This is a genomic window from Xenorhabdus sp. TH1 (assembly GCF_037260955.1).
In the GTDB taxonomy this organism is placed as follows: domain Bacteria; phylum Pseudomonadota; class Gammaproteobacteria; order Enterobacterales; family Enterobacteriaceae; genus Xenorhabdus; species Xenorhabdus griffiniae.
In genome coordinates, this window is the sequence record NZ_CP147734.1 from 614233 (window position 1) to 638080 (window position 23848).

Consider the following 23848-nt stretch of genomic DNA (forward strand, 5'->3'; position numbering starts at 1 on the left):
ACCCATGATGTCTCAACAAAACTCATCAAAAATGAAGTGCCTGATTTATCTGATTACTTATCTGACAGCGGTGTATCCACTGCATCCCGCGATAGGGCAAACCAATCCTGACGCTCGCAGGCTACAGGAAGGGGATGTTGAGAAGTACTATTACGAGGATCCGGTAACCGGCAGCCAAATGTATTCTCATGTTATGAATATCCCCAAACCGAATACGGCAGGTGTGAGCCATATTTATTACGGCAATTTTGGGGTGCATGGGGGCATGGGATTGATATTAAATAACGCGAACACGGACACACAAACCGAACTGGCCGGGAGAATTCGGGCAAATCCGAACCTGATTAACGGTAAAGGCGCAGACCTGATTATTAATGAGGTGATGGGTTCCGACCCTTCTAAGCTGGCAGGCCCTTTGGAAGTGGCGGGGCAAAAAGCCCGGGTTGTCATTGCTAACTGGAATGGTATTACCTGTGATGGTTGTCGTTTTATCAATACTGCCGGGGTGACATTAACGACCGGGGAGCCGATGGTTGATAAAAATGGGGCACTGGCGGCCATCGGCGTGAGACAAGGACACATTACTATTGGCGGGCGTGGATTGGATGCACAGTCAGCAGATTATGTTGATATTATCAGCCGTGCGACGACCCTTAACGGTGTAATAAAAGCCAAAAACTTGTCGTTGGTACAAGGGGCTAACCTGTTTGACTTTGAACATGGAAATTTTCCCGTTAAAGGCACAGGAACAGTCCCCAAGCTTGCCATTGATACACGGGCGATGGGGGGGATGTATGCCAATAAAATCAGCCTGGTGGGAACGGAAACCGGCGTTGGCGTTAACCTTGCCAATTTGACCACTCAGCAAGATGGTATCCGTTTGACGGTGGATGGCAAAATCACCCTTGGGAATGTCAACGCCAAAACCGATATTAATGTGAGTAGTAAAGACATTGACATAGTTAAAAACAGTCAGGTCAAAGCAGGGAAAGATATCACATTAGCGGCTAATACCCTGAGCAATGCAGGTAAGGTGCTTTCAGCCGGGGATATGCGTTTATTTGTTGATCGTTTGGATAATCAAGGGGGAGAGGTTAGCCTGATTCAGGCCAATCGCAACCTGTGGTTGCAAAAAGACTGGGTGGGCAATCCAGCGAGTAAGGTTAACAACAATAGAGGAACGCTGCAAACCCAATATGGCGATATCGTCATGCGTACAAAAGAATTCAGTAATATTGAGGGTGGCCTTCTCGCTTCAGGGGCGAATGCTTATATCAATGCCTCTAATCTCACCAACAAAAACACCAGTCAGTTAAGTGCACGTAATAATCTTATTCTAACGGGTAACAACTTTTTCACGGGTAACCATCGTGACTGGACGGAATACAAACAACTCACCTCACTCCAGGGCCATAATATTGTTGCCGATTTTAAAAACAGGGTCGATTTGTTATCGGGCATGACATCAATCATCGGGAGAAATATCCTGCTTCATGCCGGTGAAATAACAGGTCCCGGTTACCTTAAAGTGAAAGCGGACAATGAACTGTCAGTCATCGCTGACCGTAACATGGCTATTTCCCAGGGAATGATGCATGCGGATAATAATCTGGTATTGGTTGCCGGCGATAATATCAAGATGGACTCCTCAACACTGACAGGGAAGAACGATGTTGAACTTGTTGCGCGCGCTGGAAACATCACGGTGAAAAATGGTGTGACCGTGGCTGATAACAATTTACAGATATCAGCGGGTCACAATATCGAGGTCATTGGGCTTCGGTCAAATCAGGCAAATAATATTACGTTAAATGCGGGAATAGCCATTGAGGCACAAGACACCAAATGGGAAGCAAAGAACGATCTGACATTAATTACCGGTCAATACCTCAACACTAAAAACGTGGTATTGAAAGGGAACAATGTTGAATATGTCGTGCATGAAGGCGATATTACAATAGGCAACGGTGATGGCTCCTCCATTTCAGCCACTAACAATTTACGGGTGTCGGCGGGTAAAGATTTGTACTTCTACACGGCAACTCAGCCCAATGCGTCCTATGACCTGACATTAAGCGCCGGCCATAACTTGGATGTTAGCCCCACACTTCAGAATTGGAATGTGGGTCCATTGAGGACGACGGGCAGTATTAATTTGTTTGCGGGCAATGATATTAAGTTACTCAGAAGAGAGATCGACGCCGGACAACACATCACATTGGGCGCAGGGCGTGATATTGATATGCATGCACATGATGCCGAAGATGTGCCTTTAAATGAAGCCAGCGCCAGAATTTTGGCGGGTAGCGCCCGTATTACTGCCGGCGATCACCTGAAACTAAGTGCAAGCCGGGATATCGTTGGCCGGTTTGCTACATTAACCTCGAGCAGAGGGGATATCTCCGTTAATGCGGGGCAAGACATGGTCTTCCTGGCACAAAAATATTCGCCTGACCACACTGCAGATTATAAATCCTACGCTGCTGGCATTAGCACCCTTAATGCAGCCCAGAATCTTACCCTCTCTGCGGCAGGGAATTTATTAACCTATGGCTCAAGCCTGACATCCGGTCGTGATATGACGCTCTCCACGGGCGGAAATATCCGCTTCGAGTCGGTACAGGAACATATCGAAGACGGCAACAGTGAACGCTTCACACAACGTGTTAGCCAGCTTAAGAGTGGCGGTACATTAACGATGCATGCCCAGGGCAGTATTTTATTTCAGGCAACCGCGTTGATGGCTAAAGGGGCCATGGATATTGCTGCCAAAGGGGGCGTTCTCTATGCGCAAGCGATGGAAGAGTCATATAAATGGGAAGATAATGAAAGGAAATGTGGCGGTTTTTTCATCTTCAGGAGCTGTAAGGAAGCAACCCGGATAAAACATAACTCAACGAGCAAACCGGCTGAGTTTATTGCGGGGGGTGATATTACCCTGATGGCAAAAGACGATGTGACATTGGAAGCGAGCCGGATCGACACCAACGAAAACGCGAAAATTACCAGCCAAACAGGAAAAGTAAACTTCAGGGCGATGCCAAATACTGCGTTTGAACGAACTGTCTCCGTGTCAGAAGGTTTTTTTGTTACACACCGTGATAAAGGCAGTAGTGAGAAGGTATGGTCCATACCGTCAGTGCGTGTTGGTGGGACATTGACGGTGGAGTCAGGGCAAGGTGTCAGTGCGGATGTAAAAGTCAAAGAGGGGCAGTTACTTGAAGACGCGTTGGTGAGACTCGGCAATACCCCGGGGACGGAATGGCTGAAAGATCTGCGCAATCGTCATGACGTTCAGTGGAGTTTGGTTAAGGATGCTTACAGTAGTTGGGACAAGAAAAGCCAGAGCCTGAATCCGGTTGTGGGGGCTGTGATTGCGATTGCCGTCGCGGCGGTAACCGCAGGCTCTGGTATGGCTGCCTGGGCGGGAGAAGCTGCGGTGGGAGCGACCGGGGCAACAGGTGTTACGGCGAGTGCAGTTTATGGGGCGGCTTATAGTGGCATGATAGGGTTGACTTCGCAGGCAGCGGTTGCCTTAGTTGAAAATCAAGGCAATCTCTCCAAGACACTGACCGCTCTGGCAAAGCGTGATTCTGTAAAATCTCTCGTAACAAAAATGGCAATGGGGGGGACATTGGCTGGCCTGGATCACTCAATGGGATGGGGAAACATCGCAGGAGAGACCGGGGTTGTTGATCCTGCCAAAGCCCAGCTTCCTTTGGTGAATAGTGACTGGATTAAGGTAGCCCAGCGTGTTGCCGCGCATTCTGTTGTGAGTTCAACACTGGGGACGGCCATCAATGGCGGCAGTTTTACGGACAATTTGAAGACGGCATTTTTGAGCAATATTGGGGATCAAATTCAGGCGCAAGGGGCCAAACTGGTTGGTGATAACGGGGAAATTTTAGGGCATGCGGGCAAGACGCTCAGTCATGCTGTTGTCTCAGGGATCAGTGCGGAAATTGCAGGCGGGGATGCTAAAGGGGCTGTCGTCGGTGCTTTGGCGGCTGAATTTGCTGCAATCACAATGGAAAACAGGTTATTTGAACCTGAATTCAAAAATGAATCAACCCGTCAACTTAGTAAAATTCAGGATGCACTTATAGGAAATAAAATAAAACTTAATACGGCCAAATTTATTGCGGCATTGTCAGGGGCATTAATTAGCCGTACTCCTGAAGGAACTTATCAGGCAGCTAACACCTCAGAACTGGTTTATCGTAATAATTGGACTGAGCATATGTGGTCTTGGCTGGCGCTTGAAAACCAAAAGGACATGCTAGCGGCAGCAAAAGGGGATAAAGCCGCTGCTGAGCGCATCACAGCCCGACAAGATGCTGCGATTGCTGTGACGGCAGCGGCAGCGGGTGGCTATGCTGCCACTTTTGGCGGTACTCTACTGGTTGCTAGCTCTTCGCGAATGGTACAGGCAGGGATTGCAGCTCTTGAAGGCTGTAAACTAGGTTTGGCTTTGTGTTTGAATAAGGTAGGAATTTTTGTTGCAGATACTGTGGCGCCAGAAGCTGCTATAGGAACAGGCACGTTGACTGGCGTAAAAATATTAGGTAGTTCCCAAGACAGTGCGAAAAATCTGGCCGAAGGATTAGCTCATGCCTCAAAATCACTACTGAAAAAGGAAAAACCGAATACCAACTCCCTAACTAACTTGATAGAAAAAGAAAAGCAATATATTGAGGTACGTCCAAGTCATAAGCAGTCGGAAATTGACGTAGGAAAGGACTTGGGAAGCGGTTGGCGTGGTCAAGTGTCTTTCAAAGGTGGTAAAGAAGTCCCTTATGGTACTAAGGGCAGTGTACGCCCTGATTGGTGTTATAACAATGTTTGTAGTATCGAAGTGAAAAACTATAATATTAACGCAAACACAAATAATCTGATTAATAATGTTGTACAACAGGCCGTTGAAAGACAAAAAAATCTCCCGGCAGGTATGAAACAATGGATTGTTATTGATGTCCGAGGACAGGTTGTCTCTGCGGAAAAAGAACGTGAAATTGTTAACACAATTATTCAAAAATCAAACGGCGTTCTTGGAGGAGTCTCCATTAAATTTAAACGGTGATAATATATGAAACATATAGGATTTTATGGCGGTAGTTCTATAGTAGAACTTGGCTCAAGCGCTGATATGGCTGAATTTTTCAATTTGTTGAATCAATGTGTTGAGGATATAGAAGGGAAAAAACTATTATCTCAGTTTTATCTTCGTTATCTTCCTTTTGAAGATTTAAATAATATGCTGTCATTAATAAAAGATCAGGATAATTTTTCTGGAAATTTATTACAAAAGTTTCAAAAGTATTTTGAAGGGCTTGAGCATTGCATAATATCAGCTAAGGGGTTTTATGAAGATTTTGGCACTTATAGTCCAGTTAAGGTGATTGTGACAGATATTCCATATTGTATCACCGAGATAGACAGATCGCTTGAGGAATATGATTCTTTAGGGGAAAATGAACTCCCATTCTGGTTACGTTATGAAAATAAATCAGCCATATAAAGAGGGGAAATCATAGCAATTAACCTTTGTTGACTAAAAATTAGGTTATTCGCAACAAGATTCCCTATGTAATGTAAACAAAAGGCGTCAGTTTAGGGGGCTGACGCTCAGTGGAACGAAAACTCACGTTAAGCATTGTTTTCTTTCTCCGAGGCTTCTTTTAATGGCCTCAGATGCCCTTTGGTCACTAGTTCTGTCAGCGTGAAGGAATAATGGCCGAGCATAGCGATCAGGCGATACGCTGGTCGTGTGGAAACTTGACCGACTCGGGCGCGATTTGCGTTACTTAATCAATACAGTACACGATCTAAACGGTCGCGGTGTTGGTCTCACGGACGGTAACTACAGACAAGGCTACCCATATGAAGATTTTGTGGGGAAAGAGTTATTAAAATGGCCAGAAAGTGCCCGATTACCTTATGGTTCTGAGACATTTGATTATTTTAACCGAGCAACAGGGCAAGCAATTAGTGTAAAAACGTTAAATACGACGACCACTTCCAGACTACAAAAGCCTGAGCAAATAAGCCGTCAACTAAACGGATATATCAATGAGATGGCTAAATTTGAAAGAACAACTAAAGGGGCAGACGAATTAAGAATAACCAATAATATGATTCAGCAAAAAACGATGTATCTGTCCGTTCCTGATAGAACCACATCTACGCAATGGGCTGAAATCAACAAATCCATTAGTTATGCTGTCGATAAAAACATTGATATCAAAGTCACTGTTGTAAGGGGAGATGTTCCATGATTGATGACTTCGGACAAGGTTTAAATGCAGGTATCAGTTTTAATGAGGATTTTTATTATGTGAGAACATTGTCAGGTTATCGATTGTTGGTGGCAGACCACGAGGCAGACACTCTTTACTTGGCTAAAGACGTCTCTGATAAAGACTTAGGTTTTACTGTTCGACAGGCATTATCTAAAAGTCGATTGGTTAATCCTGAAGATGATGATTTTTTTCATCGTGATATGATTGAAGCGCGCTCTAAAAAATGGATTGCAGAGGTAATGGAAAAATGGGGATACAAGACTAAACGAGCACTGTTTAAGAAGATGAACAAGTGCTTTGTAAAGCAGTTAGAGGGTAAACTAACAATTACGCCAGAAGCTCATGAAAAACTTGATACGTGGGGAGCAAAAGGTATGTCTGCTGATTCTAATATCATTCTCCCGGATAATGTCACTGATGAAGAACTGGGCAAAGCAATAAAAAAAGCCTTTACCCGCTGTAAAAGTTTTGTTTATTTACCATAAGACATATAAATTTAATAAAGTGGTGCGGAAATTCACCACCTTTTTTATTTGTTATGTGAATGAATATTTAATTCAAAGGTCTGAAAAATACGGAAAGCCTGGTCAGTATCAAGGATGTCGTTCGTATTGAAAAAGACGGCAGTAAAACCCAGATGTCATGGACAGAAGGAAATTATAAACAAGGCTACCCATATGAAGATTTCGTGGGGAAAGAATTGTTAAAACTGCCAGAAAGTGCCCGCTTACCTTATGGTTTTGAAACATTCGATTATTTTTCACCAGCGAAGGAAGCGATCAGTGTAAAAACATTAAATACCATGACAAAATCAAGGATAGAAAATCCTAAGCAGATCAGTAACCAATTAAACGGTTAGCATTGGTGAATCCCATCTCCTGATTGTCGCCTTTTGTGCCTGCCATATCGGGGTGAATTTTAATATGGCTGGCATCAATCATTAACCACTGGAAATCGGGGTCATTAACTCATTGTTCGATCAGCTTTTCCCGTATCTCTTTATCTCTCCAGCGACAAAAACGACGGTGCGTATTTTTCCAGTCGCCATGATCTAGTGATTATTGAAAGAGATTAACGCTCCCTGTGGGTTGAGATAAGGGAGCGTATTGATGGCGTTAACGAGCAATTATGCGTTCACTAATACTGCTGAGATATGTGCTTCTTCTTCTTGGCGCCATGTCATGATTTCACAACCATTATCGGTAACGACAATAGTGTGTTCGTACTGTGCAGACCAACCGCGATCTTTGGTTTTAACTGTCCAGCCATCTTTCATGGAGCGAATACGAAAATCACCCGCGTTGACCATTGGCTCAATGGTGAATGCCATGCCTTTTTGCAATACCACGCCACCATCATCAGCATCATAATGCAGAACATGCGGTTCTTCGTGGAAGCCTCTGCCGATACCGTGACCGCAGTATTCGCGGACAACAGAATAATCGTGACTTTCGACAAACTGCTGAATTGCCTTGCCGATGGTACGCAGACGGATGCCGGGTTTAACCATTTTCAGGGCAAGGTACAAGCTTTCCTGCGTTACACGACACAGGCGCTCACCTTGAATGGTGGGCTTGCCGACAATAAACATTTTAGACGTATCACCGTGGAACTCATCTTTGATGACTGTCACGTCAATATTGACGATATCACCTTCTTTCAGTGTCTTATCATCGCTTGGAATGCCGTGGCAAACCACGTCATTGACGGAGATGCACACGGATTTAGGAAAGCCGTGGTAACCCAGACAAGCCGAGATGGCCTGTTGTTTTTCGGTAATGTGCTGGTGGCAGATACGATCAAGTTCACCTGTAGTGACGCCAGCCTTAACGTAAGGCTCAATCATTTCCAGAACTTCGGCAGCCAGGCGTCCGGCAACCCGCATTTTCTGAATGTCTTCTTCTGTTTTGATAGAAATAGCCATGAAATGGATCCATTTAAGTCGGAAAATTACCGACTACTTGATATTAATTAAGGAAAGTATTGTCGGTAATGGTATCAGCCCACCGAATGGATGCCAATATGACCCGCATTAGTCGCCGTAATAAACATAGCTGTAACAAACGTATTTGTAACAAATGTTGGAGTCTGGTGGTGGTTTATGGTATAAAGCGCGCCGGTATTCTGTGTAATTGTTTCTGATGTGATGCAATTTGTCGTGGATACTAAATAAACTCATTATGTGTAAATAACACACACGGATCGGCACATACACCGGGGTGCTCTTATGCGGTTAACTCATTGATATGAATCACCCGCAGTTAAGGAGTCGGTGTCATGGGATCTGTGGAGGCATAACCCCAATTAACTTTATAGAGGTCTAAAATGGCAACTGTTTCCATGCGCGATATGCTGCAAGCGGGCGTTCACTTCGGTCACCAGACTCGTTACTGGAACCCAAAAATGAAACCTTTCATCTTTGGTGCTCGTAACAAAGTTCATATCATCAACCTGGAAAAAACTGTTCCAATGTTCAACAATGCTTTGGCAGAGCTGAACAAAATCGCTTCCCGTAAAGGTAAAATTCTGTTTGTTGGCACCAAGCGTGCTGCCAGCGAAGCAGTAAAAGAAGCAGCACTGAGCTGTGACCAATACTTCGTTAACCACCGCTGGTTGGGTGGTATGCTGACTAACTGGAAAACTGTTCGTCAGTCAATCAAGCGTTTGAAAGATCTGGAAGTTCAGTCTCAGGACGGTACTTTTGACAAGCTGACTAAAAAAGAAGCGCTGATGCGTTCTCGTGAGCTTGGCAAACTGGAAAACAGCCTGGGTGGTATCAAAGACATGGGCGGCCTGCCTGATGCGCTGTTTGTTATCGACGCTGAACACGAACACATTGCTATCAAAGAAGCAAACAACCTGGGTATCCCTGTATTCGCTATCGTTGATACCAACTCTGATCCAGATGGCGTTGACTTCATCATCCCTGGTAACGACGACGCAATCCGTGCAGTTAAACTGTACCTGACTGCGGCTGCTACCGCTGTTCGTGAAGGTCGTTCTCAAGATCTGGCTGTTCAGGCTGAAGAAGGTCTTGTAGACGCTGAATAATAAGGCCTGCTCATTTTGTTTGAGCCCTTATTGACCAGGTATTGAAATATATTGGTTAGGGGGCCTGTTATGGCCCCCTTTACCTATCTGATATAGAACTATTATCTGATATAGAACTTTCCACGCGGAATATTATCTTCCCGCGAGACACATCGAGGAATAAAACAAATGGCTGACATTACCGCTGCTCTGGTAAAAGAACTGCGTGAGCGTACTGGCGCAGGCATGATGGAATGTAAAAAAGCACTGGTTGAAGCAAATGGTGATATCGAACTGGCGATCGATAACATGCGTAAATCAGGTCAGGCAAAAGCGGCTAAGAAAGCAGGCCGTGTTGCTGCTGAAGGTGTTATTCTGGTTGAAGTTGCGGCTGATGCTAAATTCGCAGCTATCGTTGAACTGAACTGTGAAACTGACTTCGTTGCTAAAGACTCTGGCTTCCTGGCATTCGGTAAAGAAGTTATCACTTCTGTTATGGCAGACAAAAACGCTGACATCGATGCACTGAAAGCGAAGTTCGAAGAACAGCGTACTGGCCTGGTTGCGAAAATTGGTGAAAACATCAACATTCGTCGCGTTGCTATTCTGGAAGGTGAAGCGGTAGGTTCTTACCTGCACGGTTCCCGTATCGGTGTTCTGGTGGCTGCGGAAGGCGCCAACGAAGAGCTGATCAAACACATCGCAATGCACGTTGCGGCAAGCAAGCCAGAATACGTGAACCCAACTGATGTTCCTGCTGACGTTGTTGAGCGTGAGCACCAGATCCAGTTGGAAATCGCAATGCAGTCTGGTAAGCCTCGCGAAATCGCAGAGAAAATGGTTTCTGGCCGTATGAACAAATTCACCGGCGAAATCTCTCTGACTGGCCAGAACTTCGTGATGGACCCAAGCAAATCTGTTGGCGATCTGCTGAAAGAAAACAATGCTAAGGTTATCAACTTCATCCGCTTCGAAGTTGGTGAAGGTATTGAGAAAGTTGAAGCTGATTTCGCAGCAGAAGTTGCTGCAATGAGCAAACAGTCTTAATTTTCTTGAACGGAGCCGCCGATTGGCGGTTCTGTTTTATCTTATGATGAATTTTTACATCTGGGCTTTATCGCGCGGATGTGTAGTAGTTGAGTAAATCTTAATAGATCCCCAATATCCTTATCTGCTTAGGACTGAACACCATGGCAACCAATGCAAAACCCGTATATCAGAAAATCCTGCTTAAGCTCAGTGGAGAAGCCCTGCAAGGCGCAGAAGGTTTTGGCATCGACGCCAGTGTCTTAGACCGTATGGCTCAGGAAATCAAAGAACTGGTTGAGCTGGGTATTCAGGTCGGTGTCGTTATTGGAGGCGGTAACCTGTTTCGTGGTGCCGGTTTGGCAGAGGCAGGAATGAACCGTGTAGTCGGTGACCACATGGGCATGTTGGCGACTGTGATGAATGGTCTGGCAATGCGTGATGCCTTGCACCGCGCCTATGTGAACGCTCGTCTGATGTCTGCCGTCCCACTGAATGGCGTATGTGATAATTATAGCTGGGCTGAAGCGATAAGCTTACTGCGTCACGGTCGTGTTGTTATTTTCTCTGCGGGTACTGGCAACCCGTTCTTTACAACAGATTCCGCTGCATGTCTGCGTGGCATTGAAATCGAAGCGGATGTTGTGTTAAAAGCAACCAAAGTTGATGGCGTTTATTCTGCTGATCCTGCAAAAGATCCTGAAGCCGTTCTCTACAATCAGCTCACTTATCAGGAAGTATTGGAGCGCGAATTGAAAGTGATGGATCTGGCAGCCTTTACGCTGGCTCGTGACCATAACCTGCCAATTCGTGTTTTTAATATGAACAAACCAGGCGCACTTCGTCGTGTTGTGATGGGAGAAAGTGAAGGTACGTTGATTTCTCACGGCTGATTTTTCACAGTTCGTGCTCAGAGACATTGGTGAAATTTGACGGTATGATCAGCGTCCTGATGCGCCAAATTTAATGACACAGGGTCACATATGTCGTAGCGTATTCGGTTCACTTATCTATAATTTACGCAGTGTGGCCTAAAAAATAACCATCTCCCAAGGGTTTGTAACGTGATTAATGAAATCAAGAAAGACGCACAAGACCGCATGGAAAAAAGCGTCGAAGCACTGAAAAATCAAATTAGCAAGGTTCGTACTGGCCGTGCTTCTCCTAGCCTGTTGGATGGCATCAGCGTTGAATATTATGGCGCTGCGACTCCACTGCGTCAGATTGCAAACGTTGTTGCAGAAGATGCCCGCACTTTGGCTATCACGGTATTTGATCGCTCTATGACCGCGGCAGTTGAAAAAGCCATTATGGCTTCTGATCTGGGTCTGAACCCCTCTTCTGCCGGAACCATTATTCGTGTTCCATTGCCACCATTGACAGAAGAGCGCCGTAAGGATCTCATCAAAGTTGTTCGTGGAGAAGCGGAACAAGGCCGTGTCTCCATTCGTAACATTCGCCGTGATGCGAACGATAAGGTCAAAACACTGCTGAAAGACAAAGAAATCAGTGAAGATGAAGAGCGTCGTTCACAAGATGAAATTCAGAAACTGACTGACAGCTTCATTAAGAAAATTGATGAAGCGCTGGCAAATAAAGAAACTGAGTTGATGGATTTCTAATTGCCGTTTCACGCATACAACGCCGCAGCTCTTGCGGCGTTGTTCTTATCCTGGATATTACACTTCATATCACATTTCTTTCTCAAGCGATGGACATAGCGATCTGCACCGCTCAAACTATGACAATTTTCTGTTGCGATTTTCCATTGCAATTTTATATCAGTAGCATACTTAGAGTATTAAAATGAAACGGTTAACTATTCTTGGCTCAACGGGTTCGATTGGGAAAAGTACGCTTTCTGTTGTCCGCAATAACCCGGATAAATTCAGTGTCATTGCACTGGTGGCTGGGAAAAATATTGAAGTCATGGCACAGCAATGTTTGGAATTCCACCCCCAATATGCAGCAATGGCAGATGAGCCGTCAGCAAAAGCTCTGCGTCAGTTATTACAGGCGCAGGGAAGCCAAACCGAAGTGCTGTTTGGTAAAGACGCGATTTGTGATTTAGCGGCATTGGAAGACGTCGATCAAGTCATGTCAGCTATTGTTGGCGTTGCAGGTTTATTGCCGACTTTGGCCGCTATCCGCAAGGGAAAACAAGTGCTACTGGCTAACAAAGAATCTTTGATTACCAGTGGCCGTCTGTTTATGGATGCGGTTGTCCAATACAAAGCGCAATTGCTGCCAATTGATAGCGAACATAATGCTATTTTCCAAAGTCTGCCGGAAGGGGTTCAGCATAATCTTGGCAAGGCAAATCTAAAAGAGTACGGTATTTCCAGCATTATCCTGACGGGATCGGGCGGGCCGTTCCGTAAAACGCCTTTGGGGAATTTGCCCACCGTGACTCCTGATGAAGCGTGTGCTCATCCTATCTGGTCAATGGGACGTAAAATTTCGGTGGATTCTGCTACCATGATGAACAAGGGCTTGGAATATATCGAAGCGCGTTACCTGTTCAATGCATCCGCAGATGAAATGGAAGTATTATTGCACCCCCAATCGGTTATTCATTCGATGGTTCGTTATCAGGATGGCAGCATTATCGCACAATTAGGAACACAGGACATGTGTACCCCTATTGCTTATGCGATGGCTTATCCTAATCGTATTCCATCTGGGGCAAAGCCATTGGATTTTACCGAATTGAGCATGCTCACTTTTGAATCCCTGGATTATCAACGTTATCCTTGTTTGAAACTGGCGATTGAGGCTTGTCATCAGGGGCAGGCGGCAACAACAGCGTTGAATGCTGCAAATGAAGAAACCGTTGATGTTTTTTTGCAAGGTGGGATCCGTTTCACCGATATTGCGACAATCAATCGGTTGGTCGTTGAAAAAGTAAATTTATCTGAACCCCAAAGTATCGAAGAGGTCTTAGAAATCGATAATATAGCCAGGGTCTTAGCGAGAGAAGCGATAAGCACCTTCGCCAAATAGCAAGTTTTATTAATAAGTATAGGTTTGCTTTTTGGCAAATGATATAGTTCGCGGGTAAATTACAGTTGCTATAATAATGGGTTCAATGATCTTATGCTTGCGTTTTAATCATAGCTGAGCGTAGGTATATCAGAGCCAAAGGCTTTTTCAGATTGTGCCAAAAATAGCCGTGGTATCCGTGGTAATTGTTGACACGTGACACGGCTTTTTTATGTTTGTAATTGATTGAGTTTACCAAAAAGTCAGCTTAGTTATTTAATTAAGGATTATTTTGAGTGATATCTCCCAGTGATAGTGACTCATTGCCAACGTTACCCAGACATGTCGCCATCATTATGGATGGTAATGGTCGCTGGGCAAAAAAACGGGGCAAATTAAGAGTCTTTGGCCATCGTGCGGGAATTAAAGCCGTACGAAATGCCGTGAGTTTTTCAGTGAAACATAATATTAATTCACTGACGCTATATGCTTTTAGCAGCGAAAACTGGAATCGCCCACAGCAGGAAGTCAGTTCATTGATGGAGTTGTTTGTCTTTGCTCTCGATAATGAAGTAAAGAGCTTGCATAAACACAATGTGAAATTGTCTGTGATTGGCGATATCAGCCGTTTTAGCTCGCGGTTGCAGGAACGTATCCGCCGTTCTGTTGAATTAACAGCGGGCAATACTGGATTGCAACTGAATATTGCTGCTAACTATGGCGGTCGTTGGGATCTGATTCAGAGTTTTAAACAAATTGCTGAAAAGATTAAAGCCAATGAATTATCTCCCGAAGAGATTACTGAAACTACAGTTAATAACTTCATCAATCTAAGTCAGCAGCCCGAAGTCGATCTGGTGATTAGGACGGGAGGCGAACATCGTATCAGTAACTTCTTGCTATGGCAGATCGCTTATGCAGAATTGTATTTTACCGATATACTTTGGCCTGATTTTGATGAAACTGTTTTTGAAGGTGCGATTAATGCCTTTGCCAAACGAGAACGCCGATTTGGCGGAACAACAGACGATGCCGAAGTGGGATCATAGGAGGAGAACTTGCTGAAGTACCGTCTTTTAACTACGTTAATATTGATTCCACTTGTTATTATAGCGCTGTTTTTTCTCCCCCCGGCAGGATTTGGGCTGGTTGTCATTGCTGTTTCAGCACTTGCTGCATGGGAATGGGGGCAATTTGCAGGTCTCTTCACTCAAGTTAAACGTATTACGCTAGCTGTGTTATTTGCTATAGGGCTATTGGCCTTGCAGTACTCTTTGTCGGATTTTTCTCGCCTTATTGAAAAACCACAAATTGAATACCTATTGTGGGCTGGTATGCTTTGGTGGGTGGCCGCCATTTTATTGGTGGTGAGTTATCCGGCTTCTGCTGTCATCTGGAAATCGTCGGTTGCCTTGCGCCTGATATTCGGGGTTATGACTATCGTGCCATTTTATTGTGGGATGATGGTACTGCGTACTCAGGGCTATGAAAATAATTCCTATGATGGTGCATGGTGGTTGCTGTACGTCATGCTATTGGTATGGGCTGCCGATTCAGGCGCTTATATTTTTGGCCGTACAATGGGTAAACATAAAATGGCCCCAAAAGTATCCCCGGGCAAAACGCTTGAGGGGTTGTTTGGTGGGTTATTAACGGCTGCACTGATTTCGTGGTTGTTCGGTAAATTTGCCCCTGTCCCCGCGATGCCAGAACATTTGTTGCTGATTTCTGCGGTGGTGGTCATTGCCTCGGTCTTTGGTGATTTGACAGAAAGTATGTTCAAGCGGGAATCTGGGATCAAAGACAGTAGTCAATTGATTCCGGGGCATGGCGGTGTCATGGATAGGGTTGATAGTCTAACTGCGGCAGTTCCAGTGTTTGCTGGGCTGGTTATGTTGATTTCTTCTGGATTTACTCTCTGAAGGTACGTAATGGATATTCTCTGGAATCTGGCTGCATTTATTGTTGCTTTGGGTATTCTCATCACAGTACATGAGTTTGGTCATTTTTGGGTTGCCAGACGATGCGGTATCTATGTTGAACGCTTTTCCATCGGATTTGGCAAGGTGCTTTGGCGTCGTACAGATAAACAGGGAACCGAATACGTTATCGCTCTTATCCCCCTTGGTGGATATGTCAAAATGCTCGACGAGCGGGTAGGAGAAGTTGCTGCCGAACGTCGTCATATGGCATTCAATAACAAAACTATTGGCCAGCGTGCGGCAGTTGTCAGCGCTGGGCCAATCGCAAACTTCATTCTGGCGGTGATCGCTTATTGGCTGGTCTTTGTGATTGGCGTACCATCTGTACGCCCGGTAGTGTTGGATGTTAAGCCAAACTCGATTGCTGCACAGGCAAATATTTTGCCTGGAATGGAACTAAAAGCCATTAATGGTATCGAAACTCCTGATTGGAATTCAGTACGTCTTGCCATGATAGGTAAAGTAGGGGCGACATCGGTCACTATGGATGTTTTGCCTATGAATGCGCTTGATAGTGTGCAAAAAACACTGGATTTGAGTAAATGGGTCTTTGATCCGTCCAAGCAGGATGTTTTGCTGTCTTTGGGTATTATGCCTGTTGTACCGCGGGTGAGTTCGCAAGTGGAAAAAGTTTATCCTGATTCAGCCGCTGAAAAAGCGGGTTTACAAAGTGGGGATAGGATCGTTAAAGTCAACGATCAAGATGTCGATGTATGGCACACTTTTTCATCTTTTGTCAGGAAGAATCCTAATATTCCTCTAAAATTGGACGTTGCGAGAGCTGGGGGAATGATCTCTTTGTCCCTGACTCCTGAAGCCAGAAAATTATCTAACGGCCGTGAGGAGGGGTTTGCTGGCGCCGAACTGAAAATCATTCCGTTGGCGGATGAATATAAGGTTAATCAGCAATATGGACCTTTTTCTGCCATTTATGAGGCAGGAGACAAAACTTGGCAATTAATGAAGCTGACAGTCAATATGATCGGCAAATTGATTGTGGGTGACTTGAAATTGAATAACCTGAGTGGCCCGATTTCTATTGCCAAAGGTGCCGGAGTATCGGCTGATTCTGGCTTGGTGTATTATTTAATGTTTTTGGCGCTGATTAGCGTCAATCTTGGGATCATTAATTTGTTCCCATTACCTGTACTAGATGGTGGACACTTGCTTTTCCTTGCTATCGAAAAGATTAAGGGAGGGCCAGTTTCCGAGCGTGTACAAGACTTCAGTTATCGCATTGGTGCTATGTTACTGGTGTTATTAATGGGGCTTGCACTTTTCAATGATTTCTCCCGCTTTTAAGGTGGGAGACCGGTTAGGAAAACGCATAACAACGATGGCGATGAAAAAGTTGCTCATAGCGTCGCTGCTGTTCGGCAGCGCCACTGCATACGGTTCAGACGGATTCGTGGTTCGGGACATTCACTTTGAGGGTCTTCAACGCGTCACCGTTGGTGCAGCATTACTGAACATGCCAGTTCGAGTGGGTGATTCGGTTAGTGATGAAGATATTAGCCGCACGATTCATTCATTGTTCGCAACTGGAAACTTTGAAGATGTTCGTGTCTTACGTGATGGCAATTCACTTGTTGTTCAGGTAAAAGAACGGCCAACCATCGCCAGCATTACTTTCACCGGCAACAAATCGGTGAAAGATGATATGCTCAAGCAAAATCTTGAGGCCTCTCGTGTTCGTGTTGGTGAAGCGCTCGACCGCACTATGCTGTCCAATATTGAGAAGGGGTTGGAGGATTTCTATTACAGTGTGGGTAAATACAACGCGACAGTAAAAGCCGTTGTCACGCCACTGCCCCGCAACCGTGTTGATTTGAAGCTCATTTTCTCTGAAGGGGTTTCTGCCAAGATCCAACAAATTAATATTGTTGGCAATAAGGCTTTCTCAACCGATGTGCTGCTTAACCAGTTTCAACTGAGGGATGATGTTCCCTGGTGGAACATGACAGCTGATCAGAAATACCAGAAACAAAAATTGGCAGGTGACCTTGAAACCTTGCGCAGTTTTTATCTTGATCGAGGCTATGCGCGTTTCAATATTGATTCGACTCAAGTTAACCTGACGCCAGATAAGAAAGGTATTTATATCACGGTCAATATCACCGAAGGCGATCAGTACAAAATTTCAGGTGTTGATTTGAATGGTAATTTAGCTAGTTACCAGTCCCAAATCGAAGAGCTGACTAAAATCGAACCAGGATCGTTGTATAACGGTGCAGAAGTGACCAAAATGGAAACCGCCATCAAAAACCTGCTTGGTCGTCACGGTTATGCCTATCCTCGCGTAATGACACAACCTGAAATCAACGACACTGATAAGACGGTTAAGTTGAATGTGAATGTTGATGCTGGCAATCGCTTCTATGTGCGTAAAATCCATTTTTCAGGTAACGATGTAAGTAAAGATTCCGTATTACGCCGTGAAATGCGTCAAATGGAAGGCTCATGGTTGGGCAGCGATTTGGTTGAACAGGGTAAAGAGCGCCTAAATCGATTAGGGTATTTTGATTCTGTTGATGTAGAAACGGAACGGGTGCCGGGTAGCCCAGATCAGGTTGACGTGGTTTACAAAGTCAAAGAACGTAATACGGGTTCTATGAACTTTGGTGTGAGTTTTGGTACAGAAAGTGGCGTGGGTTTCCAGGTTGGCCTCCAACAAGCCAACTGGTTGGGAACGGGGAACGCTGTGGGCATCAACGCCAGTAAAAATGATTATTCAACTTCGGCTGATTTATCAATGACTAACCCTTACTTCACTGTCGATGGTGTCAGTTTGGGGGGGCGTGTGTTCTATAACGATTTCCGCGCTGATGATGCTGATCTTTCGAATTATACCAATAAAGCATACGGTACTGAGGGAACGCTCGGTTTCCCATTGAATGAAAATAACGGCCTGTCGTTTAGATTGGGTTATATTCATAACTCTCTGTCTAATATGCGACCACAGCTCGCGATGTGGCGTTATTGGAATAAAATGGGTAAGCATCCAAATCTTAAAGACAAGGCGAACTTTGATACCAATGACTTCACCATCACAGTGGGATGGGTTTACAACAATCTTGATCGTGGTTTCTTCCCAACATCTGGCCTGAAATCCTCTCTGGATACGAAAGTGACAACTCCTGGCTCAGATAACCAGTTCTATAAAGTCACTTGGAACTTATCGGGTTATTACCCTCTGGATGATGATCGTTCATGGATACTGATGGGACGTACACGTCTGGGATATGGCGGCGGTTTTGGTGGCAAGGAAATGCCATTCTATGAAAACTTCTATGCCGGTGGTTCCAAAAATGTTCGTGGTTTCCGCTCGAATACTGTTGGTCCGAAAGCGGTTTATTTAGATGAAAAAAGTGGTAAACCAAATAGCCCATCTCGTGATGCCGTGGGTGGTAATGCGACCGCGGTTGCGAGTTTCGAATTGATTACCCCGACACCATTCCTGGATGCGAAATATGCCAACTCTCTGCGAACGTCGCTATTTGTAGATGCGGGAACGGTGTGGGATACCAACTGGGATAAGACTTACGCTGGGGTGCCAGACTACAGCAAGCCAAATAATATCCGCGTTTCAGCCGGTATTGCTCTGCAATGGATGTCACCATTAGGGCCATTGAGCTTCTCTTATGCGCAGCCAATTAAGAAGTACGCAGGTGATAGAGCAGAACAGTTCCAGTTCGATATTGGCGGGGTTTGGTAATTATTAATTATTTTTGGTAAAAATCGCCCTATTATTAATAGGTAGAAAATAGCGTAGGTCAAAGGAGTTTATAGTGAAGAAAATATTGTGTGCAGCAGGCTTGGGGATCGCATTAGCGTTTTCTGCGGGTGCGCAGGCGGCAGATAAAATTGCTTTAGTGAACATTGCTGAAGTTTTTCAACAGTTACCTGCCCGTGAAGCGGTGGCAAAACAGCTGGAAAACGAATTTAAAGGCCGAGCCACCGAATTACAGAATATGGAATCTGAGCTGCAAACTAAAATCCAAAAATTACAGCGTGATGGCTCAACCATGAAGGCCAGTGAACGCGAAAAATTAGAAAAAGAAGTGATGGCGAAACGTGATGACTTTGCTCAGAAAGCGCAAAGTTTTGAAAACGACAACCGCCGTCGTAATATGGAAGAACGCGGTAAGATTCTGAACCGTATTCAAGATGCAGTTAAAGTGGTTGCAGGCAAAGAAGGTTATGATCTGGTTCTGGATGCGAATACCGTGGTGTATTCTACCTCTGGTAAAGATATCACTGCAGAAGTACTGAAACAGGTTAAGTAAGTAGATGGTTTCAATTCGATTGGCTGATCTTGCTCAGCAGTTGAATGCGCAATTGCACGGTGATGGCGACATCGTCATCACCGGTATTGCGCCGATGTATTCAGCAAATAACGAGCAAATTACATTTTTATCCGACAGTCGTTATACTGACAAACTTGTTACCTGTCAGGCTGCGGCTGTTGTGCTACGTGAAGCAGACCTCCCTCACTGTAAGGTTGCCGCGTTGGTGGTTAATGATCCTTACCTTGCCTATGCACGCATGGCGCAAATTATGGATACGACACCGAAACCTGCACAGGATATCCACTCATCAGCCGTTATCTCCTCTGAGGCGGTACTGGGTAAAAATGTGGCGGTTGGTGCAAATGCGGTTATCGAATCCGGCGTTATGCTTGGTGATAATGTTATCGTTGGTGCAGGTTGTTTTATTGGAAAAAATGCGCGGATTGGCGCAGGAACCCGTCTTTGGGCCAATGTATCGATATACCATAATGTTGAAATTGGTGAGTCGTGTTTGATCCAGTCGGGAGCTGTCATCGGTTCTGATGGTTTTGGCTATGCTAATGATCGTGGAAATTGGGTTAAAATTCCGCAGTTAGGTACAGTGATCATTGGAGATCGCGTTGAAATCGGCGCTTGCACGACAATTGATCGCGGTGCATTGGATAACACTGTCATCGGTAATGGTGTTATCATAGACAATCAATGTCAGATTGCCCACAATGTGACGATTGGAGACAACACCGCAGTAGCGGGTGGCGTCATTATGGCGGGTAGTTTGAAAATTGGCCGTTACTGTATGATTGGTGGAGCCAGTGTCATCAATGGGCACATGGAAATCTGTGATAAAGTGACCGTGACGGGCATGAGCATGGTGATACGTCCAATTACAGAGCCTGGCGTATACTCGTCAGGATTCCCGTTACAACCGAACAAAGTTTGGCGTAAGACTGCCGCCTTAATCATGAACATTAATGAGATGAATAAGCGCTTGAAGTCAGTTGAACGCCAACTGGAAGGTGAAAACGAGTAATCATACCCGCATTTTGGATAGACATTTTTGATTAAACGTTTTTAATTAGCATTTTTGGTTGTGCTTTTGATTTTTGCGGCCTGCCTGATAACTCTGAATTTGGAGTTAACGCAGGCCGTGTCGTTAATATTATGATTCTTATATGACAGGAAGAGTATTTAGATGAGTGATAATCATACTCTGCAAATTGAAGAAATTTTAGATTTACTGCCTCACCGCTACCCATTTTTGTTGGTAGATCGTGTCTTAGATTTTGAGGAAGGTAAATTTCTGCGCGCAGTCAAGAATGTATCATTTAATGAACCATTCTTTCAGGGACATTTCCCTGGTAAACCGATTTTTCCTGGTGTCTTGATCCTTGAAGCAATGGCCCAGGCTACCGGCATTCTAGCGTTCAAAAGTATGGGATCATTGGAACCGGGAGAATTGTATTACTTTGCAGCGATTGATGGCGCGCGTTTCAAGCGTCCGGTTCTGCCAGGTGATCAAATGGTCATGGAAGTAGAATTTATTAAAGAACGTCGCGGTGTTGCGCGTTTCAGGGGCGTAGCGAAAGTCGATGGAGAAGTGGCTTGCGAAGCTGAAATGATGTGTGCTCGCCGTCGTGAGGCTTAATCCATGATTGATCAAACCGCTGTTATCCATCCCTCTTCCATTATTGAAGAGGGTGCTGTTATTGGTGCCAATGTTCGCATTGGCCCATTTTGTTATATCGGTGCCCAAGTTGAGATTGGTGAAGGGACTGAATTGAAATCCCATGTTGTGGTTAATGGGATAACTAAGATTGGTCGTGATAACCAGATTTATCAGTTTGCTTCTATCGGTGAAGTCAATCAGGATCTCAAATATCAGGGTGAACCAACCCGTGTTGAAATTGGTGACCGTAACCGCATCCGTGAAAGTGTTTCTATCCACAGAGGCACTGTGCAGGGTGGGGGCGTGACTAAAGTTGGCAGTGACAATCTGTTGATGATCAACGCCCATATCGCCCATGACTGTATCATTGGTGATCGTTGTATCATCGCGAACAATGGGACATTGGGCGGACATGTTATTCTGGGCGATTACGTCATTATTGGTGGAATGACGGCCGTGCATCAATTCTGTCAAATTGGTTCCCACGTGATGGTTGGTGGTTGTTCCGGCGTTGCTCAGGATATTCCTCCTTACATCATTGCACAGGGAAACCATGCAACCCCTTTCGGGTTGAATATCGAAGGTCTGAAACGCCGTGGGTTTGACAAAGAATCTCTGCATGCAATTCGTCATGCCTATAAGACGCTTTATCGCAGCGGAAAAACATTGGAAGAAGCTAGACAAGAGATTGATCTTCAGGCGGAAAACAATCCGCATGTGAAAGTATTCAGTGATTTTCTGGAACATTCCGCAAAATCCAGCCGTGGCATCATTCGTTAATAAGTAGATGAAGGATACTCCTTTGACTACCTTTTCTTCTGTTGATAATCAGCGCCCACTGATAATTGGTTTGGTCGCCGGAGAAACTTCCGGTGATATTCTTGGGGCAGGGCTGATTCGTGCATTGAAAGCAAAAATTCCACACGCCCACTTTGTGGGTGTTGCTGGCCCTCTTATGCAGGCAGAAGGTTGTGAAGCCTGGTATGAGATGGAAGAGCTGGCCGTGATGGGGATCGTTGAAGTTCTGGGACGTTTACCCCGGTTGCTGAAAATACGTAAAGACTTAACCGCACGTTTTACCGCGTTGCGGCCTGATGTGTTTATTGGCATTGATGCGCCTGACTTTAACCTTACTTTGGAAGGCAGGCTTAAACAGCAGGGAATTAAAACGATCCATTACGTTAGCCCATCGGTATGGGCATGGCGTCAGAAACGTGTGTTTAAAATTGGTCGGTCAACGGATTTGGTATTGGCGTTTTTACCTTTTGAAAAAGCCTTCTACGATCGATTTAACGTTCCATGTCGATTTATTGGGCACACAATGGCAGATGCGATGCCTTTGCAACCTGATAAAGCCGCCGCCAGAGAAATTCTGGGTATTCCATTGGCTGCGCACTGTTTGGCGATATTGCCTGGCAGTCGTCATGCTGAAGTAGAGATGCTCAGTGCTGACTTCTTAAAAACCGCACAATTATTGCGGGATAAATTTCCCGACTTGCATGTATTGGTTCCTTTAGTTAATGCCAAACGGCGTGAGCAGTTTCAGCGCATTAAAAATGAGATAGCACCGGATTTGTTGCTACATTTATTGGATGGTAAAGCGCGTGAAGCCATGATTGCCAGTGATGCGACTTTACTTGCATCCGGTACGGCAGCACTGGAATGCATGCTAGCCAAATGCCCAATGGTGGTGGGCTATAGAATGAAACCTTTTACATTCTGGCTGGCACAACGTCTAGTGAAGACGCCGTATGTTTCCTTGCCTAATCTGTTGGCAGGCAAACAATTAGTCAAAGAATTACTACAGGATGAATGCGAACCACATGCGTTGTCAGAGGCATTGTTACCTCTTGTGCAAGGTGGTGCAGATGTGGAAGCGTTGAAACAAACCTTCTTGCATTTGCATGAAAGCATTCGCTGTGATGCCGATGAACAGGCTGCGCAAGCCGTTCTGGAATTAGCGAGAAGATAATGGATTTTGTTTATCCACAGGCGAATTTGATTGCCGGTGTTGATGAAGTTGGGCGTGGCCCATTAGTAGGTGCTGTAGTAACTGCGGCGGTTATTCTTGATCCGGCTAAGCCCATTGCAGGCTTGATGGATTCGAAAAAACTGACGGAAAAACGCCGTGAAGCACTGTATTGGGAAATAAAAGAAAAGGCCTTATGTTGGAGCCTTGGCCGCGCAGAGCCGGAAGAGATCGATCAGCTTAATATCCTCCACGCCACCATGCTGGCTATGCAAAGAGCCGTTGAGGGGTTGGTACTCATACCGGATTATGTTCTGATTGATGGCAATCGCTGTCCGGCATTAGCCATGCCAGCTCAAGCCATCGTGAAGGGCGATAGCTTGGTTGCAGAAATTAGCGCCGCCTCTATTCTTGCCAAAGTAACACGTGACAGGGAAATGGCAGCGCTGGATAAGCAGTTCCCTGGTTACGGTTTTGCGAAACATAAAGGTTATCCAACCGCCCTGCATCTGGAAAAATTGGCTTCTTTGGGCGCTACGGAGCATCATCGTAAGAGTTTTGCGCCTGTTAAACGAGCGCTAGGTCTTAGATAAAATCTGGGCAGA

General features: G+C 45.1%; 21 protein-coding genes and 2 pseudogenes. 21 read left to right on the forward strand and 2 right to left on the reverse strand.

The window, feature by feature from the left end:
* Positions 1 to 7 precede the first annotated feature (7 nt).
* The 6 genes and pseudogenes from WDV74_RS02675 to WDV74_RS02700 all read left to right on the forward strand — a co-directional run bounded on the left by WDV74_RS02675 (position 8) and on the right by WDV74_RS02700 (position 7158).
* Positions 8 to 5080 carry a DUF637 domain-containing protein gene (locus tag WDV74_RS02675; protein ID WP_338884450.1) on the forward strand — a complete coding sequence of 1691 codons (5073 nt, stop codon included), beginning with the start codon at positions 8 to 10 and terminating at the stop codon, positions 5078 to 5080.
* A 6-nt stretch (positions 5081 to 5086) separates the two neighbouring features.
* Positions 5087 to 5518: a hypothetical protein gene (locus WDV74_RS02680; protein ID WP_338884452.1), complete on the forward strand. Its 432-nt coding sequence runs from the start codon at positions 5087 to 5089 to the stop codon at positions 5516 to 5518.
* Between the two features lie 217 nt (positions 5519 to 5735).
* Positions 5736 to 5849, forward strand: a pseudogene (locus WDV74_RS02685) (recombinase family protein); the annotation flags it as partial.
* A gap of 42 nt (positions 5850 to 5891) precedes the next feature.
* The gene (locus tag WDV74_RS02690; protein WP_338885519.1) at positions 5892 to 6275 is read left to right on the forward strand and encodes a hypothetical protein; all 384 of its coding nucleotides are present in this window, start codon (positions 5892 to 5894) and stop codon (positions 6273 to 6275) included.
* A complete protein-coding gene (locus WDV74_RS02695; RefSeq protein ID WP_338884454.1) occupies positions 6272 to 6784 on the forward strand; it encodes a contact-dependent growth inhibition system immunity protein in 513 nt (170 codons plus the stop codon). Before WDV74_RS02690 ends, WDV74_RS02695 begins: the two co-directional genes overlap by 4 nt.
* A gap of 152 nt (positions 6785 to 6936) precedes the next feature.
* The gene (locus WDV74_RS02700) at positions 6937 to 7158 is read left to right on the forward strand and encodes a hypothetical protein (protein WP_338884456.1); all 222 of its coding nucleotides are present in this window, start codon (positions 6937 to 6939) and stop codon (positions 7156 to 7158) included.
* 13 nt (positions 7159 to 7171) lie between these two features.
* Here WDV74_RS02700 and WDV74_RS02705 read toward each other — a convergent pair.
* A pseudogene (locus WDV74_RS02705) lies at positions 7172 to 7348 on the reverse strand (IS5/IS1182 family transposase); the annotation flags it as partial.
* 77 nt (positions 7349 to 7425) lie between these two features.
* Complete coding sequence (gene map, locus WDV74_RS02710) at positions 7426 to 8223, reverse strand: type I methionyl aminopeptidase (protein WP_189759668.1); 798 nt, start codon at positions 8221 to 8223, stop codon at positions 7426 to 7428.
* Positions 8224 to 8624: 401 nt separating this feature from the next.
* Here map and rpsB point away from each other — a divergent pair, with 401 nt between their 5' ends.
* The 15 genes from rpsB (at position 8625) to rnhB (ending at position 23836) form a co-directional block, all read left to right on the forward strand.
* Positions 8625 to 9350 (forward strand): 30S ribosomal protein S2, encoded by a 726-nt coding sequence (gene rpsB / locus WDV74_RS02715; protein ID WP_189759669.1) that lies wholly within the window; start codon positions 8625 to 8627, stop codon positions 9348 to 9350.
* Positions 9351 to 9518: 168 nt separating this feature from the next.
* Complete coding sequence (tsf, locus tag WDV74_RS02720; protein ID WP_189759670.1) at positions 9519 to 10376, forward strand: translation elongation factor Ts; 858 nt, start codon at positions 9519 to 9521, stop codon at positions 10374 to 10376.
* A gap of 143 nt (positions 10377 to 10519) precedes the next feature.
* Positions 10520 to 11248 carry a UMP kinase gene (gene pyrH / locus WDV74_RS02725; protein WP_338884458.1) on the forward strand — a complete coding sequence of 243 codons (729 nt, stop codon included), beginning with the start codon at positions 10520 to 10522 and terminating at the stop codon, positions 11246 to 11248.
* Positions 11249 to 11419: 171 nt separating this feature from the next.
* Positions 11420 to 11977, forward strand: a complete 558-nt coding sequence (frr, locus tag WDV74_RS02730) for a ribosome recycling factor (protein ID WP_189759672.1) — start codon at positions 11420 to 11422, stop codon at positions 11975 to 11977.
* Positions 11978 to 12161: 184 nt separating this feature from the next.
* Positions 12162 to 13358: a 1-deoxy-D-xylulose-5-phosphate reductoisomerase gene (gene ispC / locus WDV74_RS02735; protein WP_338884460.1), complete on the forward strand. Its 1197-nt coding sequence runs from the start codon at positions 12162 to 12164 to the stop codon at positions 13356 to 13358.
* A 335-nt stretch (positions 13359 to 13693) separates the two neighbouring features.
* Positions 13694 to 14386 carry a polyprenyl diphosphate synthase gene (gene uppS / locus WDV74_RS02740; protein ID WP_338885520.1) on the forward strand — a complete coding sequence of 231 codons (693 nt, stop codon included), beginning with the start codon at positions 13694 to 13696 and terminating at the stop codon, positions 14384 to 14386.
* A gap of 9 nt (positions 14387 to 14395) precedes the next feature.
* Positions 14396 to 15259 carry a phosphatidate cytidylyltransferase gene (cdsA, locus tag WDV74_RS02745; RefSeq protein ID WP_338884462.1) on the forward strand — a complete coding sequence of 288 codons (864 nt, stop codon included), beginning with the start codon at positions 14396 to 14398 and terminating at the stop codon, positions 15257 to 15259.
* Positions 15260 to 15268: 9 nt separating this feature from the next.
* On the forward strand, positions 15269 to 16621 hold the full coding sequence (gene rseP / locus WDV74_RS02750; protein ID WP_338884464.1) for a sigma E protease regulator RseP: 1353 nt from the start codon (positions 15269 to 15271) through the stop codon (positions 16619 to 16621).
* A gap of 34 nt (positions 16622 to 16655) precedes the next feature.
* Positions 16656 to 19034, forward strand: coding sequence for an outer membrane protein assembly factor BamA (gene bamA / locus WDV74_RS02755; RefSeq protein WP_338884466.1), 2379 nt, complete (start codon positions 16656 to 16658; stop codon positions 19032 to 19034).
* 73 nt (positions 19035 to 19107) lie between these two features.
* Entirely contained in the window at positions 19108 to 19605 is a 498-nt protein-coding gene (gene skp / locus WDV74_RS02760) for a molecular chaperone Skp (protein ID WP_273558570.1), read from the forward strand.
* A 4-nt stretch (positions 19606 to 19609) separates the two neighbouring features.
* A complete protein-coding gene (gene lpxD / locus WDV74_RS02765; RefSeq protein ID WP_338884468.1) occupies positions 19610 to 20638 on the forward strand; it encodes a UDP-3-O-(3-hydroxymyristoyl)glucosamine N-acyltransferase in 1029 nt (342 codons plus the stop codon).
* Between the two features lie 162 nt (positions 20639 to 20800).
* The gene (fabZ, locus tag WDV74_RS02770; RefSeq protein WP_273558566.1) at positions 20801 to 21253 is read left to right on the forward strand and encodes a 3-hydroxyacyl-ACP dehydratase FabZ; all 453 of its coding nucleotides are present in this window, start codon (positions 20801 to 20803) and stop codon (positions 21251 to 21253) included.
* 3 nt (positions 21254 to 21256) lie between these two features.
* Complete coding sequence (gene lpxA / locus WDV74_RS02775) at positions 21257 to 22054, forward strand: acyl-ACP--UDP-N-acetylglucosamine O-acyltransferase (RefSeq protein ID WP_189759679.1); 798 nt, start codon at positions 21257 to 21259, stop codon at positions 22052 to 22054.
* Between the two features lie 7 nt (positions 22055 to 22061).
* Positions 22062 to 23246, forward strand: coding sequence for a lipid-A-disaccharide synthase (gene lpxB, locus WDV74_RS02780; protein ID WP_338884470.1), 1185 nt, complete (start codon positions 22062 to 22064; stop codon positions 23244 to 23246).
* Positions 23243 to 23836 carry a ribonuclease HII gene (gene rnhB, locus WDV74_RS02785; protein WP_273558680.1) on the forward strand — a complete coding sequence of 198 codons (594 nt, stop codon included), beginning with the start codon at positions 23243 to 23245 and terminating at the stop codon, positions 23834 to 23836. The genes lpxB and rnhB overlap by 4 nt, the downstream gene beginning before the upstream one ends.
* Positions 23837 to 23848 lie beyond the last annotated feature (12 nt).